The sequence below is a fragment of the Kushneria phosphatilytica genome (assembly GCF_008247605.1).
GTDB lineage: Bacteria > Pseudomonadota > Gammaproteobacteria > Pseudomonadales > Halomonadaceae > Kushneria > Kushneria phosphatilytica.
In genome coordinates this window covers 1,346,942-1,363,101 of sequence record NZ_CP043420.1, presented here as the reverse complement: position 1 = coordinate 1,363,101, position 16,160 = coordinate 1,346,942, and the positions used below count along the sequence as shown (strand labels likewise).

Here is a 16,160-nt window from a genome sequence, read left to right as displayed (position 1 = left end):
TCACCTGTCATGGGCCAACCATGACGTGTGAGTACTCTGGCCCACCACCCCCTGTGTGTGTCGCTCACTACTCACCTCTGAATCACTGAAGGGGTCGATCAAAGAGACTCAACATGGGACAAAACGCACATCGCATCGATGCACGGCCACCACGAAACAGCCGGCCATTGTAACCGATCAATGGCCGGCTTCGGAGCAACAGTCAGGACGAGCCGGAATCCGGTGCCTCACGAGCCGGTTTGGCCTCGGCTTTTGGTGATAACAGCCAGCCAACGATTTTCTTGCGGATACGCACCACGAACTGTTCCTGAAAGACCACGCAGAATACGACTGTCAGTAGCAGGAAAACAGGATACAGCGCCAGCGACAGGTCGCCCGCGGCAGCGATACAGAGACGAAAATTACTCGGACAAAGTCCGGGCTCTCCGGAGAGAATCCGTTCGGCGCGTGAGAAAATGACGAACAGAGGGACATGCAGGGCAAACATCGGCAGCGACGCGCCTCCCAGACGGCCCGCCAGCCGCTCGACCCATGCCCGACGCGGCGTTGGAATGAACAGGGCTGCGTAAATCAACGCCAGCTGGGCGGGCAGCAACAATCCATTGTGCAACAGATAATACCAGGCATGCCCCTGTCGCAGCAGCAGTGTAGCCCCCGCCATGGCCCCAAGCACGAAAACCAGCAGCAGCAGGCAGGTAAGGCCCGTTGGCCGATGTCCCGCCGCCCGCCGTTTGATGTAGAAGGCGCACAACAGGATACCCGCTACAAATTCCGGCAGCCGGATAATCGGATTGCGATGCAGAATACCTGTCTCCGGCATGCCGTACTGAGTAGTGGCAATGACGACCAGCGGCGGGACCAGATAAATCAGGTTGGTGACCGTCAGCGCCAGGCGGGTATGTTTGAGCCGCATGAGGCGCGGCGCCAGTATCGGAAACAGCAGGTAAAAGAAAAACAGGGCCGAGATCGACCAGGAAGGTGGATTGAACGTCAGATAATAAGGGTTCCACGCATGCAGCATCAGCACATTGAGCACTACATTCAGCGCCACCTCGCCGTTGTCCATCAAATGCTTGAGACTTCCGGGATTGAGCTGGCCCATGTCATTGTTGACATCGAACATGACAAAACGAAATGAAGTACCGGCATCATCGGCTGTAATCGCCAGATACCCCACCAGCGTGGATACGGCAATGGCCAGTAGAAACGAACCGATATGAATCGGATAAAGATTGGCGAAACGCTTGATCCAGAAATGACGTGCCGGCTCACGCATACGATGCTCGACATCCAGATAAACATGCGTGAGCAAAAAGCCCGAAAGCACAAAGAAGGCACTGGTGGCAAAGAAACCAACATCGGTCAGGTAATGCGACCAGCTTCGAATACTCGGATAATTGTGCAGGGTATGAAACAGGACAATATAGAGTCCCAGCAGAAAGCGAAGCCATTCCAGTCCGATGAAGCGTTCGCGTGATCGTCGGGGCGACGAAGAAGTAGCAGACGTGACAGCTGACTGGGACATAGCGGGCATTCCATATGATGCGAAACAGCTGCGGCGTCGACAGGCGTTACCATAATCGCCGCATGATGCGGGCCTGAAACATACCACAAGCGGGCCCGGCGTCCATTGTCGAAGTGTCTACCCCCGCTGATGGCCATATATGAAAAAACCCCGACCGAAGCCGGGGTTCACTGTCATGACATGCGGTTCAGCCGGCCGGCATATCGTTGGCCTTGGCATCGCGTGACCAGACGCGATGCTGCCCCACCAGGCTGACGAACTCCTCCATGAAGCCATCAACACTGTCGGCGTTGAGGACACCTTCTCCCATCTCGACGTTGGCAGCCTCGATCAGCTCCTTCGCTTCCCCTACGGTCGCAATGACCTTGAGATGTTTCCACGCTTCCTGCAGGTAGTAACGCCCCAGTCCGGATTTCTTGAGCGCCTCGACACTATCGCTGCCGCCAGGAACGATCACTGCATCCATGGTGACCGAAGGCAAGCCATTGAGCATTGCATCCGGCGCTAGTGTATCGCCCGCCCTGGTCTTCAGCGGCGCCATGCTGGGGGCAATCACGAAGCCCTGAGCGCCTTCAGCCTTGAGCTTCGAACGAATGCTCTCGACCTGGTCGCCATCAACGCCATTCGCCGCCAGGATGGCCACCTTGCGATATCTGATGTTCCCGGGCAGTCGTGCCATCAGGCTGAGCGCCGGAGATTCACTCTGCGAACTCTGTCCCAGCTCCTCGGCAGCAGCCGGCTTCTCGGTCGGCGTTTCGATGCCATGGTTTTCACCCACACGACGCGCCAGCTCGAGATCGATGTTGGGGAGAATCTGCTGAATGACCCGCTCACGGATCCAGGGACGCGCGACCTTGGAGAGCTCGAAGGTATAGGCCGCAATGATATGCTCCTTCTCGACCTCGGTCTGACTGTTCCAGAACAGCGTAGCCTGAGAATAATGGTCAGCGAAGGAATTGCTGCGCGCACGGACCTTGTGAGCATCGATACGCTCATTGACCGATTCGAAACCGCCGTTCTGCTCCCCGGCCGGCGTCTCGCGAGGCCAGCCGCCATCAATGGAATTGGGCTCGTAGGACGCCTGGCCCTTGTTGATGGTCATACGGTGAAAGCTATCGCGCTGATTGTTGTGCGCGGGAGTCACCGGCCGATTGATCGGGATTTCCTTGAAGTTCGGCCCACCCAGACGAAGCATCTGCGTATCCAGATAGGAGAACAGTCGGCCCTGCAGCAGTGGATCGTTGCTGAAATCGATCCCCGGGACAATATGAGCAGGATTGAAGGCAACCTGCTCGGTCTCGGCGAAGTAGTTGTCCGGATTGCGATTGAGCGTCAGCTTGCCCAGCGGCGTGACCGGCACCTGCTCCTCGGGGATGATCTTGGTGGCATCAAGAATATCGAAGTCGAACTTGTGCTCGTCTTCTTCCTCGATGATCTGGGCGCCGAGCTCCCATTCCAGAAAGTCGCCGTTCTCGATATCGGTCCACATTTCACGACGATTGAAGTCAGGGTCGCGTCCCCAGAGCAGCTGCGCTTCATCCCAGATAAGCGACCAGGTGCCCGCCAGCGGTTTCCAGTGAAACTTGACGAAGCGCGACTTGCCCTGCCTGTCGACCAGACGAAAGGTATGGACACCAAAGCCTTCCATCGACCGATAGCTGCGTGGAAAGGCGCGATCGGACATGGTCCAGAGCACCATGTGTGCCGATTCGGGCATCAGTGAGACAAAATCCCAGAAGGTATCGTGTGCCGACTGCCCCTGCGGGATCTCGTTGTGCGGCTCGGGTTTTACAGCATGAACGAAATCAGGAAACTTGATGGCATCCTGAATGAAAAAGACCGGCATATCGTTGCCGACCAGATCCCAGTTACCTTCCTCGGTATAGAACTTGGTCGCAAAGCCGCGCACGTCACGCACGGTGTCGTTGGATCCACGCGAACCCTGCACGGTTGAAAAGCGTACAAAGGTCGGCGTTTGCTGTCCGGCTCTGAAAACCGCTGCTTTCGAATACCGTTCCGCTTCAGGATAAGCCTCGAAAACGCCATGTGCGGCCGCCCCTCGCGCATGCACAATTCGTTCGGGGATACGTTCGTGATCAAAGTGATTCATCTTCTCGCGGAAGATGAAATCCTCCATCAGGGTCGGACCACGCTCACCCCCCTTCAGTGAATTGTGGTTGTCCGCAATCCGCACACCATTATTGGTACGCAGGTCATGCCCCTCGGCATCACTGCGGTTTGGCGCGAGGTTCTGATCCTTGCTGTGTTCGGTGGTATGAAAATCGGTATCGTGCGCCTCATCGGTATTCGAAGCGCTATAGGGATTTCTGGCCATGAAGCCTCTCCTCGTTGAACGTCACGGTTGCCTGGCAACCCGAGCGACTGTCCATTAGTCGTGTTCGATGTCCCTGAACGAAGCAGTTTTCTGTTGCTCTTGTCACGGGCGAATGCGGATTTTCCTGCCATCGCTTCGCGCATTTCATCGTAGGAACAAACCCGGCGTTCTGCCAAAAAGAAAAGCCCCGGCCATCGCCGGAGCTTTTCAGGAACAGAGTCAGTTCGGGAGACGTCTACACAGCCGATCATGGCCCTGCCCGAAGCCAACCAGCATCGACATTAAAAATTGTTCAGGGTCTGCTCGGCAGCATCTGACTCATCAGCGCCCGTGCGCCAGGCTTGCTCCACGCGACGGCCGTAATCGCTATCAGCGGCGTAACACTGGGCAATGACCCGCTGGCACACACTGGCCGTAACATCCTGCAGCGTGGTGGCAAATACTCGAGCAAGACGCTCACGCTGGCTTTCATCGAACAGACGATAAAGTTCGCCGGCCTGGCTGAAGTTATCTTCGTCACGATTGTCGTGGTATCCCACCCAGGCGTCCTGCTCCAGTGGCATGGGCGGTTCTGCCACCATGGCATCCGGCACCGGTGCCCCCTCGACGGCACGATCATTGGGATAGAAATTGGTCGAAGCATACTGACCTCCCTCACGAGCCTCTCCCAACGGCGCCGCGGCCGCCATGAGACCGTCGCGCTGATAGTTGCTGACCGGACAGCGCGGTCGATTGACTTCGATCTGCTGATAATTGACGGTCAGACGATAACGATGCGCATCAGCATATGACCACAACCGTGACTGCAGCACACGATCGGGGGAACCGCTGATACCAGGCACGAAGTTCGACGGCGAGAACGCCAGCTGCTCGACCTGAGCGAAGTAATTGTCCGGATTGCGATTGAGTTCCAGCTGACCGATCTCCATCAGCGGAAAATCAGCATGCGGCCATACCTTGGTCAGATCGAAAGGGTTGATGTGATAGTGGCGCGCCTGCTCTTCGGTCATCACTTGCAGCTTGACCGTCCAGCTCGGGAAATCGCCCTGCTCGATCGATCTGAAAAGATCACGCTGGTGATGATCCGTTCCCACCGTTTCGGCCTGCTCATCGGTCAGGTTGCGAATGCCCTGATTGGTCTTGAAATGCCACTTGACCCAGGCCCGCTCCCCCTGAGCGTTATAGAGACTCAGGGTATGCGAGCTGTAGCCATTCATGTGTCGGTAGCTATAAGGAATACCGCGATCGGAGAGCAGGATGGTCACCTGGTGGAAGGATTGCGGATGGTTGGCCCAGAACTCCCAACGGTTTTGCCAGTTGACCAGATTACTGCGCGGATCCTTCTTCTGGGTATGAATGAAGTCAGGAAACTTGCTCGGCTCGCGGATGAAAAAGACGGGCGTATTGTTGCCCACCATGTCCCAGTTCCCCTCTTCGGTGTAGAACTTGAGGGAAAAACCACGCACATCGCGCAGATTATCAGCACTGTCCTGGCCGCCAGCGACAGTGGAAAAACGCGCCACGACGGGCGTCTCCCTGCCAACACCTCGAAGAAAGTCGGCGATGGTCAGGTCACTCAGATCACGGGTCAGCCGAAAAGTACCGAAGGCGGCGCTGCCACGCGCATGTACTACCCGCTCGGGAATCTGTTCTCGATTGAAATGAGCAAGTTTCTCGAACAAGCGCCAGTTGTCGAAAGTCAGCGGTCCACGCTCACCAGCCGTCACGCTGATATCGTCATGTGGGACTGGTGCGCCATTGGCGGTGGTATAACGAGAGATTGAATCGGACATGGGAGAGCAATCCTGGATCAGGTTTTCAAGATCGATTAATTTACACAATCGATAACAAAAACCTTAATCACAAAAGACAATCATCCTGATTGCTCGCGCAGATCCAGGGCATCCTTGATGATTACCAGCGCTGTATACGATAACGCCCGGTCAGGACCGGGCGTTATACATCGACTGCAAGCGACAGCTCAGGTTTTGCGCTTGATCATCGATACAATCCAGAGCAATACGATTGCCCCGATAACGGCGACTACCAGTGAACCAATGATGTTATGGGCGCCGAGACCCAGCAGGGCAAAAATGATTCGACCGATGACGGCCCCCACTACACCGACCACGATATTGCCAAGAATGCCGAAGCCGCCGCCGCGCATGACCTTGCCAGCAATCCAGCCAGCGATGCCACCGATGATCAGGGCCAGAATGAAACCCATTGCAAACCTCCATTGGTACGATTTATCGCATGCCGTTGGCACGCTTTATGCCTCTACCAGGATAGGCAATAATACGCCGAAATGCCCACCTGATGGTCACTTCGTCCGATTTACACCACAGCCCTCCCCTCTATCCATCCACACCAACATGCTATTCTCGCCGCATGGCGATGTGCTATGCGCAGCGCTTCATGGGCGAACGGACGGATACATGACCGCATGGCACTAACATTACCCCGCGAGCTCAACGATTGGCTGGAACGCGGACTGGACCGACAACTGCGCCTGGCCGTCACCGGCCTGTCACAGTCTGGCAAAACAGCCTTTCTTACCTCACTGGTCAATCAGTTGCGTCATGCCGGGATGGAGGCACAGCTACAATTGCTGCCCTGCGCTCGTGAGGGGAGATTGCTGGGCGCCAGGCGAATCAATCAGCCTGATCTGTCCATCCCGCGCTTCCCCTACGATGAAGCACTTGCGGCGCTGAGCAGCACCCCGCCGCAGTGGCCGGCACCGACCCGAGGCATCAGCGAGCTACGCCTGTCCATACGTTATCGCAGCCGCTCCGGCACCCGTTACTTCCTGGGTGAGCAACGTACCCTGACGCTGGACCTGATCGACTACCCCGGCGAATGGCTACTCGATTTGCCACTGCTCGAGCAAAGCTACCCTGAGTGGTGCGCACGCATGGAGCGACTGATGACCGAGCGCCGCCGCCAGTACAGCAGCACATTTCTGAATGCGGTAGCCAAGCTGGATCCTGCCGCGACGGCCGATGAACAGCAACTGGCCGAGCTGGCCGGGCATTACAGTCAGGCCCTCCACGACGCTCGTAACAGCGGTGGCTACACTTACATTCAGCCCGGACGCTTTCTATTGCCCGGCGAACTCGCCGGCGCACCGGTACTGCAGTTCTTTCCGCTGCCCGGCATCACCAGCGAAAATGCCGCTCAATTCGCTCGGTTACCCGCTGACAGCATCTACCAGACGCTGGCGCAACGCTTCGAACACTACAAGCGTACCGTGGTACGACCTTTCTACCGTGATCATTTCCGCCGCTTCGACCGCCAGATCGTACTGGTCGATGTGCTGTCGGCGCTCAACGCCGGTCCCGATGTATTCGACGATTTGCGTCAGGCCCTGGCTACCCTGATGCAAAGTTTCGATTATGGACGGCGCAGCCTGCTCAACCGGCTGTTCAATCCGCGTATCGACCGACTGGCACTGGCCGCCACCAAGGCCGATCATGTCACCCCCGAGCAGCATCCGGCATTGCTCTCGCTGATCGAAGCCCTGCTGGCAGAACCGATTCGCGATCTGCGCTATCTCGATATTCCGGTACACCCCTTCTCGATTGCTTCGGTACGCGCCACCGAGGCACGGGAAGTCAACCATGAAGGGCAGCGCCAGCCGGCGTTGCGCGGTACCACCCAGTCCGGCGACACCGTGCTGATGTTTCCCGGCGAAGTGCCGGCCAAACTACCGGATGCCGATTTCTGGCGACGACAGGGCTTCACTTTTCACGCTTTCCGCCCCCAGCCACTGCCCGATAACGGCGCCCTGCCACACATTCGTCTTGATGCCGTACTCGACTGGTTACTGGGAGACCGTCTGCAATGAACGATCCACGCCCCGGCCAGCAGTTTGATGCCTCTTCGGAAGAACATCCTGCCCAATCGCATGAGGGCTCATCGACCTTTACCCGGTTCGATCCGGCACCCGGATATCACTTTCCAGTGGAGAGCAGCTCACACCCGTTGAATCAGAACGATGTGACCACACCACCCGAAAGTGCACTGGATCGCGCCCTGGCACATCCTCGTAAACGGCGTTGGGGGCTACTGGGGCTACTGGGCGGTAGCCTGACACTGGGTGCCGTTCAGGCTGTGGAAGGCATTCGCCAGGCCTGGTTGGGGAATGACCTGCTCTCGGGGGCATGGAGTGTGATCGGCTTTGCCGCGGTAGGGATGGCTGGCATGGCGCTGGGGCGGGAGCTGCTGCGCCTGCGTCGACTGCGACGCCATGTGCGTCTGCGTGAAGCTGTCGAGGACGATCAGTCAGAACGGGGGCATGCCCTCGAACTCTGTGAAAAATTGCGCGCTCAAATGGGCCTGGATCAGGACGACCCGCACTGGCAGTCCTTCATCAAGGCCCGCCAGGCGCATCATGATGACCGCGAAACCCGTCTACTGTTTGCCCACCATGTATTGGCGCCCCGGGATGCCCGTGCCCGCGCGCTGATCACTCGAATGTCCGGGGAAACAGCTGTCATGGTGGCCATCAGCCCACTGACCCTGGTCGACATGGCGCTGATGGCCTGGCGCAACCTGCGTCTGGTGGATCGGCTCGCCGCGCTGTACGGACTGGAACTCGGCTATTCCAGCCGTCTCGCTCTGTTTCGCTCGGTACTGGCCAACATGGCCTTTGCCGGTGCCAGCGAGATCGCCAGCGAGGCCAGCATGGACCTGCTGTCGATGAACCTGGCCGAACGACTTTCCACTCGCGCCGGACAGGGTCTCTCCAGCGGACTGTTGACCGCTCGACTGGGGCTGCGAGCCATGCGCATGTTGCGCCCCATGCCGTTCGAACAAGACGAAGCACCACGCATCAGCGACCTGCGTCGTCAGCTCTGGCAGCAGATGAAACGCGTCGATAATAACGGCCAGAAGCAGTGATGAGGCTCAATCGAGTGCAAACCACTCGCGTAGCTTCCATGCCACGCCGGCCTCCACGTTACTGCCAATGATTTCGGCATGAGGCGCCGCCAGCGTCAGTCGGGTATGGGCGTTGGCTACTGCAAAGGCACACCCCGCAGTCTGTAGCATGTCGATATCGTTGAGATTGTCACCAAAGGCAAGCGTACGCTCGGGCGGCACCTCCAGACGGGTCATCAGACGGCGCAGCATACGGCCTTTGGAAGCATCGTAATGCATGACCTCAAGTGAATTGGGCAGCGAATAGGTGACATGAACACGTTCACCCAGCCGGGCCTGAATTTCAGTTTCCAGCGCTGCCAGCAACTCGGGATCACCGATGAACAATACCTTGCCGACATCTCCTCCCTGGTAGGTGCGCACATCGGTCACTTCATAGGTAAAACCGGTACTGGCATGAAACGCCAGTAGTGACGGTGCAGGCGCATCGATCAACCATCGATCACCGGTATAGAGATTGATGCGCACCGAGCCGGGAACATCGAGCGACATCAGCTCCGACACGACGTCATTCGGTACGAGCGTTTCGAAGATCAGACTGTCATCGGGCGCGTGCAGATGCGCCCCATTGGTCGAAATGATATGTCCCGATACCCCCAGCAGCTGTCTGACCGCAGCAATATCACGAAAGTGACGACCCGAGGCGATCGCCAGGTGGTGCCCACGTGCAGCCAGTGCCTGAAAGGTCTCGATGGTGATCGCATCGAGGCCATGTTCAGCATTAAGCAGAGTATGGTCGAGGTCGCTGACAATCAGACTGGCCGACATGCCGGGTGCTCCGGAGAGAGAAAACAGAAGAATGGAGCAGCATGCCTCAGCGGGTTGCGTCGTGCCACCCTCATTGCGCTGACAGCAGCTCGCGCGCCAGTCGTAATGCACCGGCCACCGAGGTTTCACGCGGTTCACGCAAACGCTGATGCAGTGTTTCGGGCAGCCAGGGCAGTAGCGCCTCAGCCAGGCCGCCACAGAGAGCCGCCGGCAATCGATCATGCGGGTCGAGCGCTTGCAGCATCAGCGCAATATCGGCGCCGGCCTGTTCAAGCAGTATGGCTGCCACCGGATGATCAGCATGACTCAGCACCAACGGCGCCAGTGCCGCATAACGGGTCTGATCAGCGACACTCAGCCAGTGGGTGAGCGCAGTGGGCGTATCGATGGAATCGCTTGAATGATCGCCACTGACGGCTGCCTGCAGCGCCTGAGAGAATATATCCGGCCGAGCGCGCCCATCGAGAACGTGCTGCAGATGACGTATTGCCCGCAATCCCAGCCAGGCACCACTGGCCTCATCACCCGAGGGAAAACCGTAACCTCCCACGAAACGACGCGTCCCATCGACATCGAGCGCCGCGCCCACACTGCCGGTGCCGAGGGCGACAATGCTACCGGGTTCGCCACCATGCGCCCCGATCAGGGTGGTAAAGGCATCGCTTTCCACTCGCAACGCTGCCAGCTGTGGCGCTGTCTCAACAAAAGCCTTGTGCCACTGTGACTGATTGGCGCCCGCCAGACCCAGCACCATCACACAGCACTCCGGATTGAAGGACTCGCCCAACTCGTCGAGCGCGGCCTCTACCGTGGTCAGGATGTTTCGCCAGGCCCGCTCGATGCCCAGCGCCAGTCCCGAGGGTGGCCCGCATCGTTCAATAACATGGGCCCTCCAGGCAAGGCGCACCCGGGTACTGCTACCGCCCCCATCGACACCGATGGCAATTCGATCTGAACTCATTTGACACTCTCGATGGTCGTTATTCGGGGGCATGGTGGCCTAGCGCATGCATGAAAACAGCGCCTTTGCCAAAACAGAAGTCAAGGGAGCCGCGATCATCATCGTCTTTTTCGATTCCATACATGCGGCCGATATCTCATGATACCGGCCGCAATGTCATAGGCTCAGGCCTTTGCTTGCCGGGCAAGCCCCGCAGCCAGTCGTGCGGCCTGATCTCCCACGATCAGATGTAGTCTGCCGCTTCCCAGTACCTGCTCTCCTCTGACACCGAGCGTGGCAAGCGCATCATGGTCGAGGTGTTGATCGTCAGTCACCTCCAGCCTCAGCCGAGTCAGCGCCACCGCCACCACACTACGCAGGTTCTGTTGTCCGCCAAGAGCGGTCATCCAGCGCTCGCGGGTTTCGTCATCCAGTGGCGGCAGGTCAGCCTGCTGCCCTGCCTGCTCCCCGGGATCACCGGGCTGCTGTACTGCTGGCGCATCAGGCTCATGGCCCGCTCTGGCCAGTGCCTGGCGCATCTCATCGGCCACCCCGTCGGCAATCGGTCCCAGCACGACCTGCAAATGTCCTTCGCCAAGACGCATGATCCCGCGTGAACCAAGTTGCTTGAGCGTCGGCTCATCGATTCGGTTACTGTCATGCAGCACCAGCCGCAGCCGTGTCGTACAGGCCCCGACCGACGCCAGGTTACTGGCCCCTCCAAGTGCTGTCACGAATGCCGGACCTCGCTCACCAGCCGATGCTTCGCTACCGGCTATGCTCTGCGCAGCGGCCTCTTCTTCACGACCCGGCGTCTTGAGATCGAAGCGAATGATCGCCCAGCGGAAGATCATGTAATAGAGCAATGCATAGAGCGCCCCGACCGGAATCAGCATCCAGCCGTTGGTTGAAAGGCCATAGGAAAGGGCATAGTCGAAAGCGCCGGCAGAGAAGGTGAAACCCAGCTTCACGTTCAAAAGCCCCATGATCACCATCGAAAGCCCGGTCAGTACCGCATGAATGGCATACAGTACCGGTGCCAGAAACATGAAGGTAAATTCGATCGGCTCGGTGATCCCGGTCAGAAACGCGGTCAGTGCCAGTGACAGCAGCATACCGCCCACCCGTGCGCGCTGATCGCGTCGTGCCGCGTGATACATCGCCAGTGCTGCAGCCGGCAGACCAAACATCATCACCGGAAAGAAACCGGCCATGAAACGTCCAGCATCAGGATCGCCGGCAAAGAAACGGTTGAGATCACCAGTGGCACCTTCGTAATGACCGAAGACAAACCACACCAGACTGTTGAGCACATGATGAAGACCGGTAACGATCAATAGCCGGTTGAGCAGACCATAGACAAACAGTCCGATGCTCCCCGAACCGATCATCCACTGACCGAGCTGATCGATACCGTGCTGAATGGGTGGCCAGATCCAGCCGAAAATCCAGCCCAGCCCCAGCGCCGTTAAACCGGTGACAATAGGGATGAAGCGTCGCCCGGCGAAGAAGGCAAGATAGTCCGGCAGTCGAATATTCTTGCAGCGGTTGTACCAGAGTCCGGCAATACATCCCGAAATGATCCCGGCCAGTACACCCATGTTGATGTCCGGATCGATGGCGCCCAGTACCGCCGTCATCACCAGATATCCCACCATACCGGCCAATCCGGCAGCACCATTATTGTCATCAGCTACCCCGACCGCGACACCAATGGCAAAGATCAACGCCAGGTTGTCGAAGATCGCCTTGCCAGCTTCAGCGATAAAGCTGATATCGAGCAGATCGGGCTGTCCCAGCCGCAGCAGCAAGCCGGCAATCGGCAGTACCGCAATCGGCAACATCAGCGAACGCCCCAGCAATTGCAGGGCGCCCATTGGATTGAGTCGTTGGCTCAGGCTCATGATTGGCCCTCTTTCGGTTCATTGCTGTTGGCAAGCCAGTCGCCCAGTGCACTCCTCACGGCTCGAGCCTCATCCAGCGTCAGCCAGGCCGGCAGTGCTTTTGCCAGTGCTGACAGGTCAAGACTGCGCAGTTCAGCCTTGATCTCGGCCACCCGTGCCGGCTCGACCGAAAGTTCATTCACCCCCAGCGCCGCCAGCGCGGCCCAGGCCAGGGGGTCACCGGCTGCCGCTCCGCAAACACCGACCCAACAGTCTTCTCCACGCGCCGCTTCGACCGTCATTGCGATCAGACGCAGTACCGCGGGATGAAGCACGTCGGCGCGTCCGGCCAATACGGCATCTTCACGGTCCATCGCCAGGGTGTACTGGGTCAGATCGTTGGTACCGATCGACAGAAAATCGGCCTCCCGCGCCAATGAGGCGGCCGAGAGCGCCGCCGCCGGCACCTCGATCATCACGCCCAGCGCCGGCAGGCGGGTTATGCCCCGCTCTGCAGCCAGTATTTCCAGTCGCTGACGCACCGCACGCAGGTCGGTAACATCAGTCACCATTGGCACCATGATGCGCAGCCGTTCTGGCGCGTCCACTGCCAGCAGGGCGCGCAACTGATCATCGAGCAGCCCACCATGGGCATTGAGCAGTCGGACGCCCCGTGTCCCCAGTGCCGGATTGGCCACCGCAGGCAGCGGCAGATAGGAGAGCGCCTTGTCGGCGCCGATATCGAGTGTTCGGATAATCACCGGCCGACCGTGCATGGCCTCGATGGCAGCCTGATAAACAGCTCGCTGCTCTTCCATCGTGGGTGCCGACTCACGTGCCATGAAGAGAAACTCGCTGCGCATCAGGCCAATGCCATCTGCCCCCTGCTCATAAGCCTGCTCGGCTTCACTGGCATCGGCCACGTTGGCGGCCACTTCAAGCGTTACACCATCACGCGTCACCGCGGGCTGATCCGCTGCCGTCCGGGCCTCGTGCCGAGCAATCCGACGCGCTTCAAGCACACTCTGTACCTGTTCAAGGCGTGCTTCATCAGGTTCGAGCTCGAGACATCCATGATCCCCGTCGAGTATCACGCTCGCCCCTTCATGTTGCGCGGCTTGCTGCGTCAGCCTGTCGCCCATGGCTGCCAGGCAGGGCAGCCCTCGTGAGCGTGCCAGAATCGCCACATGAGAGGTCGTACCGCCCCCCGCCAGACAAAGCCCGGCGGGGTCGGTCTGACACAGGGCGATGAATTGTGAGGGCGTGATCTCATCGGTGACGACGATCGCCCCCCTGGGCAGATCCAGCGGATCATCCTCCTGCCCCAGCAGTTTCAGTAGCAAGCGCCGTTGCAGATCGCGCAGATCACTGGCGCGTGCCGCAATCAACTGATTGTCACTGGCGGCCAGCTGTTTGATCTCGGTGTCGAGAACATCGCGCCAGGCAAAGGCAGCGCTTCGACCCTCCTCGATCAGGCGCACGCTGCGCTGGGTCAGATCAGGGTCTTCCAGCCAGGCCAGGTGGGCGGCAAAGATATCCGCTTCGCCGCTGCGCTGTGCGCCTCGAGCCTCGGCGATATCCGCCTCCAGTTGCTGCTGCAGCGCCTTGCAGGCCTGTTGCAACGCAACCTGTTCAGCGTCACGATCACGAGCATCAGGCTCGATCTCGGGCAGGCTCACCCCCAGAGGCTGTAGCGGTCCACAGGCAAGCCCGGGGCTGGCGACCAGCCCCGCCAGCCTGCCGGGCACCGAGGCGTCGTTCTCCTCTGCCGCTGTCTCATCGAGCCATGGACCGTTATTGTGATGTTGAGGCGCTGCCTCGCTGAGCTCGGGTTGCTCCAGCAGCGCACGCACATCCGCCAGTGCCTGCTCGCTCTGTTCGCCGGTAATCCGTACGGACACTCGGTCTCCGCCACTCAACCCCAGTCCCATCAACCGGGTCAGGCTGCCGGCATCCGCCGTATCATCATCATGCTGCAGAGTAATACGACATGAATGGGCAGTAGCAATGTCACGCAGGCGTGCAGCAGGACGCGCATGCAACCCATTCACCAGAGCCAGCACCAGTGTCGCTTCCAGCACCGGGCCGGAAGTCTCCGCGGACTCGGTTGGTGAAGAAGATGCCGAAGCTACCGGCTTCAGGTGCATCAGCACGTCACCGGATTCAAGCTTGTCCTCGGTCGGTGGCACAATCTGCCAGCCCTCATCTTCGGTAATGATGATCGGCGTAATCAGACTGAGTGCTCGCTGTGCGAGCAGCTCGGGGTCGAAGCGACACAAGGTTTGGCCAACACTGACCTGCTCCCCCTCATGGACCAGCAATTCGATGCCCTCACCATCGAGCGCTACGGTGTCCAGGCCCAGATGCAGCAAAAGCTCCGGACCCTCTTCGCAACGCAGCGTGATGGCATGACGCGTACGGGCCAGTCGTACGATTTCACCGGCGCAGGGCGCTCGAAGCACCGACTCCAAAGGATCGATCGCCACGCCTGGCCCCAGGCTACCCCCGGCGAATACAGGATCAGGCACCTCTTCCAGAGGGAGCATGAGACCACGACAGGGGGTTATCAGGGTTATGCCGGCCTCGGTTACTGCAGATTCAGTCATGTTGCACCTCGTGTCGGACCACCAGGGTCAATGCCGGTGTTTCGGCAGGTTCATTGTTGATTGTTGGGCGAGGCATCGAGCCCGGCGGTGGGCATGTCCCTCCGGGCCTCGGGCTCACGATACAAGGCATCGTGACTAGCGGGTCTCGGTCACCTTGTTGAGATGCCGCGGATGATCCGGGTCCAGTCCTCGCGCACGGGCGAGCTGTTCGATCATCAGATAGAAGCTCTGAATTACGCAGAGCGGATGCAGGAGCTCATGATCGGCACACATCAGGGGAAGATCGCGTTCCGCAACACGTTCATCGGCAGCCAGGAGCACTCGGGCGCCTCTGCCACGAAAGGTAGCGGCCAGCTCCCGCAGGTCCGGCTGGGCGGCACCGGGCGGTGCCAGAATCAGCACCGGATAGCCCTGTTCGATCAGGGCCATTGGCCCATGCCGAATTTCGGCCCCGCTGAAGGCTTCGGCCTGAATGGCACAGGTTTCCTTGAACTTGAGGGCCGCTTCCTGAGCAATGGCCAGCATGCTGCCTCGTCCTACCACCATCATGTGGCTGACGTCATGCAATGCATTGACGGCGATCGACCAGTCCATGCCTGCCGATTCACGCAGTCTTTCAGGCAGACTTTTGAGCGCCTGCAGCAGGGTCTCATCCTTGCGCCAGGCACCTACCAGCTGAGCGCCTGCTGCCAGAGTGGCCAGAAAGCTTTTGGTTGCCGCGACACTGCGCTCTTCACCGGCGTGCAGCGCCAATGTCGTCTCGCTTACAGCCGCCAGTGGTGAATCCGGTGCGTTGATCATGGCCAGAGTCATGGCTCCGGCATCGCCCAGCGAACGCTGCATGGCCACCAGATCCGGGCTTTGGCCGGACTGGGAAATGGCCAGCGCCAGCATTTCATCCACTCGCCAGGCGGTCTCTTCCAGCGTGGTCAGCGACAAGGGTAGCGAGGCGGCCGGTATCCCCATGCACTGCATGATCAGATAACTGATATAGCCTGCGGCATGATCAGAGCTGCCTCGGGCCACGCTCAGCAGCGCACGCGGTGGCTGTTGTTTCAGTCTGTCTGCCAGGGCGTATACAGCGGTTTCATTGGCCCGCAATTGTGAGGCAATCCGTTCAGGGGCACTCAGGGCCTCTTCACGCATCAGTGACATGCCTGCT

At 59.2% G+C, this 16,160-nt stretch carries 11 protein-coding genes; 2 read left to right on the top strand and 9 right to left on the bottom strand.

The window, feature by feature from the left end; translation table 11 throughout:
- Positions 1–202: 202 nt before the first annotated feature.
- The 4 genes from FY550_RS06065 to FY550_RS06050 form a co-directional block, all read right to left on the bottom strand.
- The gene (locus FY550_RS06065; protein WP_070976668.1) at positions 203–1,525 is read right to left on the bottom strand and encodes an acyltransferase family protein; all 1,323 of its coding nucleotides are present in this window, start codon (positions 1,523–1,525) and stop codon (positions 203–205) included.
- A 187-nt stretch (positions 1,526–1,712) separates the two neighbouring features.
- Complete coding sequence (katE, locus tag FY550_RS06060; RefSeq protein ID WP_149054421.1) at positions 1,713–3,860, bottom strand: catalase HPII; 2,148 nt, start codon at positions 3,858–3,860, stop codon at positions 1,713–1,715.
- A gap of 281 nt (positions 3,861–4,141) precedes the next feature.
- Entirely contained in the window at positions 4,142–5,653 is a 1,512-nt protein-coding gene (locus tag FY550_RS06055) for a catalase (protein WP_070976664.1), read from the bottom strand.
- A 188-nt stretch (positions 5,654–5,841) separates the two neighbouring features.
- Positions 5,842–6,087 carry a GlsB/YeaQ/YmgE family stress response membrane protein gene (locus FY550_RS06050; protein ID WP_070976660.1) on the bottom strand — a complete coding sequence of 82 codons (246 nt, stop codon included), beginning with the start codon at positions 6,085–6,087 and terminating at the stop codon, positions 5,842–5,844.
- A 219-nt stretch (positions 6,088–6,306) separates the two neighbouring features.
- Between FY550_RS06050 and FY550_RS06045 the strand changes: the two genes are divergently transcribed.
- Positions 6,307–7,707: a YcjX family GTP-binding protein gene (locus tag FY550_RS06045; protein WP_149054420.1), complete on the top strand. Its 1,401-nt coding sequence runs from the start codon at positions 6,307–6,309 to the stop codon at positions 7,705–7,707.
- Positions 7,704–8,762 carry a YcjF family protein gene (locus FY550_RS06040; protein ID WP_070976654.1) on the top strand — a complete coding sequence of 353 codons (1,059 nt, stop codon included), beginning with the start codon at positions 7,704–7,706 and terminating at the stop codon, positions 8,760–8,762. The genes FY550_RS06045 and FY550_RS06040 overlap by 4 nt, the downstream gene beginning before the upstream one ends.
- 6 nt (positions 8,763–8,768) lie before the next feature.
- On the opposite strand, the gene FY550_RS06035 is transcribed toward FY550_RS06040, so the two are convergent.
- From FY550_RS06035 to FY550_RS06015, 5 genes are all read right to left on the bottom strand, one after another.
- Positions 8,769–9,569: a Cof-type HAD-IIB family hydrolase gene (locus tag FY550_RS06035; RefSeq protein WP_070976650.1), complete on the bottom strand. Its 801-nt coding sequence runs from the start codon at positions 9,567–9,569 to the stop codon at positions 8,769–8,771.
- A 70-nt stretch (positions 9,570–9,639) separates the two neighbouring features.
- Entirely contained in the window at positions 9,640–10,530 is an 891-nt protein-coding gene (locus FY550_RS06030; RefSeq protein WP_070976648.1) for a BadF/BadG/BcrA/BcrD ATPase family protein, read from the bottom strand.
- A gap of 164 nt (positions 10,531–10,694) precedes the next feature.
- Positions 10,695–12,413, bottom strand: a complete 1,719-nt coding sequence (gene nagE / locus FY550_RS06025; RefSeq protein WP_070976644.1) for an N-acetylglucosamine-specific PTS transporter subunit IIBC — start codon at positions 12,411–12,413, stop codon at positions 10,695–10,697.
- Positions 12,410–14,998, bottom strand: a complete 2,589-nt coding sequence (gene ptsP / locus FY550_RS06020) for a phosphoenolpyruvate--protein phosphotransferase (protein WP_070976643.1) — start codon at positions 14,996–14,998, stop codon at positions 12,410–12,412. The genes nagE and ptsP overlap by 4 nt, the downstream gene beginning before the upstream one ends.
- Positions 14,999–15,133: 135 nt before the next feature.
- Complete coding sequence (locus FY550_RS06015) at positions 15,134–16,153, bottom strand: SIS domain-containing protein (RefSeq protein WP_199287859.1); 1,020 nt, start codon at positions 16,151–16,153, stop codon at positions 15,134–15,136.
- Between the last annotated feature and the right edge of the window lie 7 nt (positions 16,154–16,160).

Excerpts from the sequence above, each read along its gene's own strand:
- FY550_RS06065 (WP_070976668.1), bottom strand. The coding sequence starts at position 1,525 with ATGTCCCAGTCAGCTGTCACGTCTGCTACTTCTTCGTCGCCCCGACGA.
- katE (WP_149054421.1), bottom strand. The coding sequence starts at position 3,860 with ATGGCCAGAAATCCCTATAGCGCTTCGAATACCGATGAGGCGCACGAT.
- FY550_RS06055 (WP_070976664.1), bottom strand. The coding sequence starts at position 5,653 with ATGTCCGATTCAATCTCTCGTTATACCACCGCCAATGGCGCACCAGTC.
- FY550_RS06050 (WP_070976660.1), bottom strand. The coding sequence starts at position 6,087 with ATGGGTTTCATTCTGGCCCTGATCATCGGTGGCATCGCTGGCTGGATT.
- FY550_RS06045 (WP_149054420.1), top strand. The coding sequence starts at position 6,307 with ATGGCACTAACATTACCCCGCGAGCTCAACGATTGGCTGGAACGCGGA.
- FY550_RS06040 (WP_070976654.1), top strand. The coding sequence starts at position 7,704 with ATGAACGATCCACGCCCCGGCCAGCAGTTTGATGCCTCTTCGGAAGAA.
- FY550_RS06035 (WP_070976650.1), bottom strand. The coding sequence starts at position 9,569 with ATGTCGGCCAGTCTGATTGTCAGCGACCTCGACCATACTCTGCTTAAT.
- FY550_RS06030 (WP_070976648.1), bottom strand. The coding sequence starts at position 10,530 with ATGAGTTCAGATCGAATTGCCATCGGTGTCGATGGGGGCGGTAGCAGT.
- nagE (WP_070976644.1), bottom strand. The coding sequence starts at position 12,413 with ATGAGCCTGAGCCAACGACTCAATCCAATGGGCGCCCTGCAATTGCTG.
- ptsP (WP_070976643.1), bottom strand. The coding sequence starts at position 14,998 with ATGACTGAATCTGCAGTAACCGAGGCCGGCATAACCCTGATAACCCCC.
- FY550_RS06015 (WP_199287859.1), bottom strand. The coding sequence starts at position 16,153 with ATGTCACTGATGCGTGAAGAGGCCCTGAGTGCCCCTGAACGGATTGCC.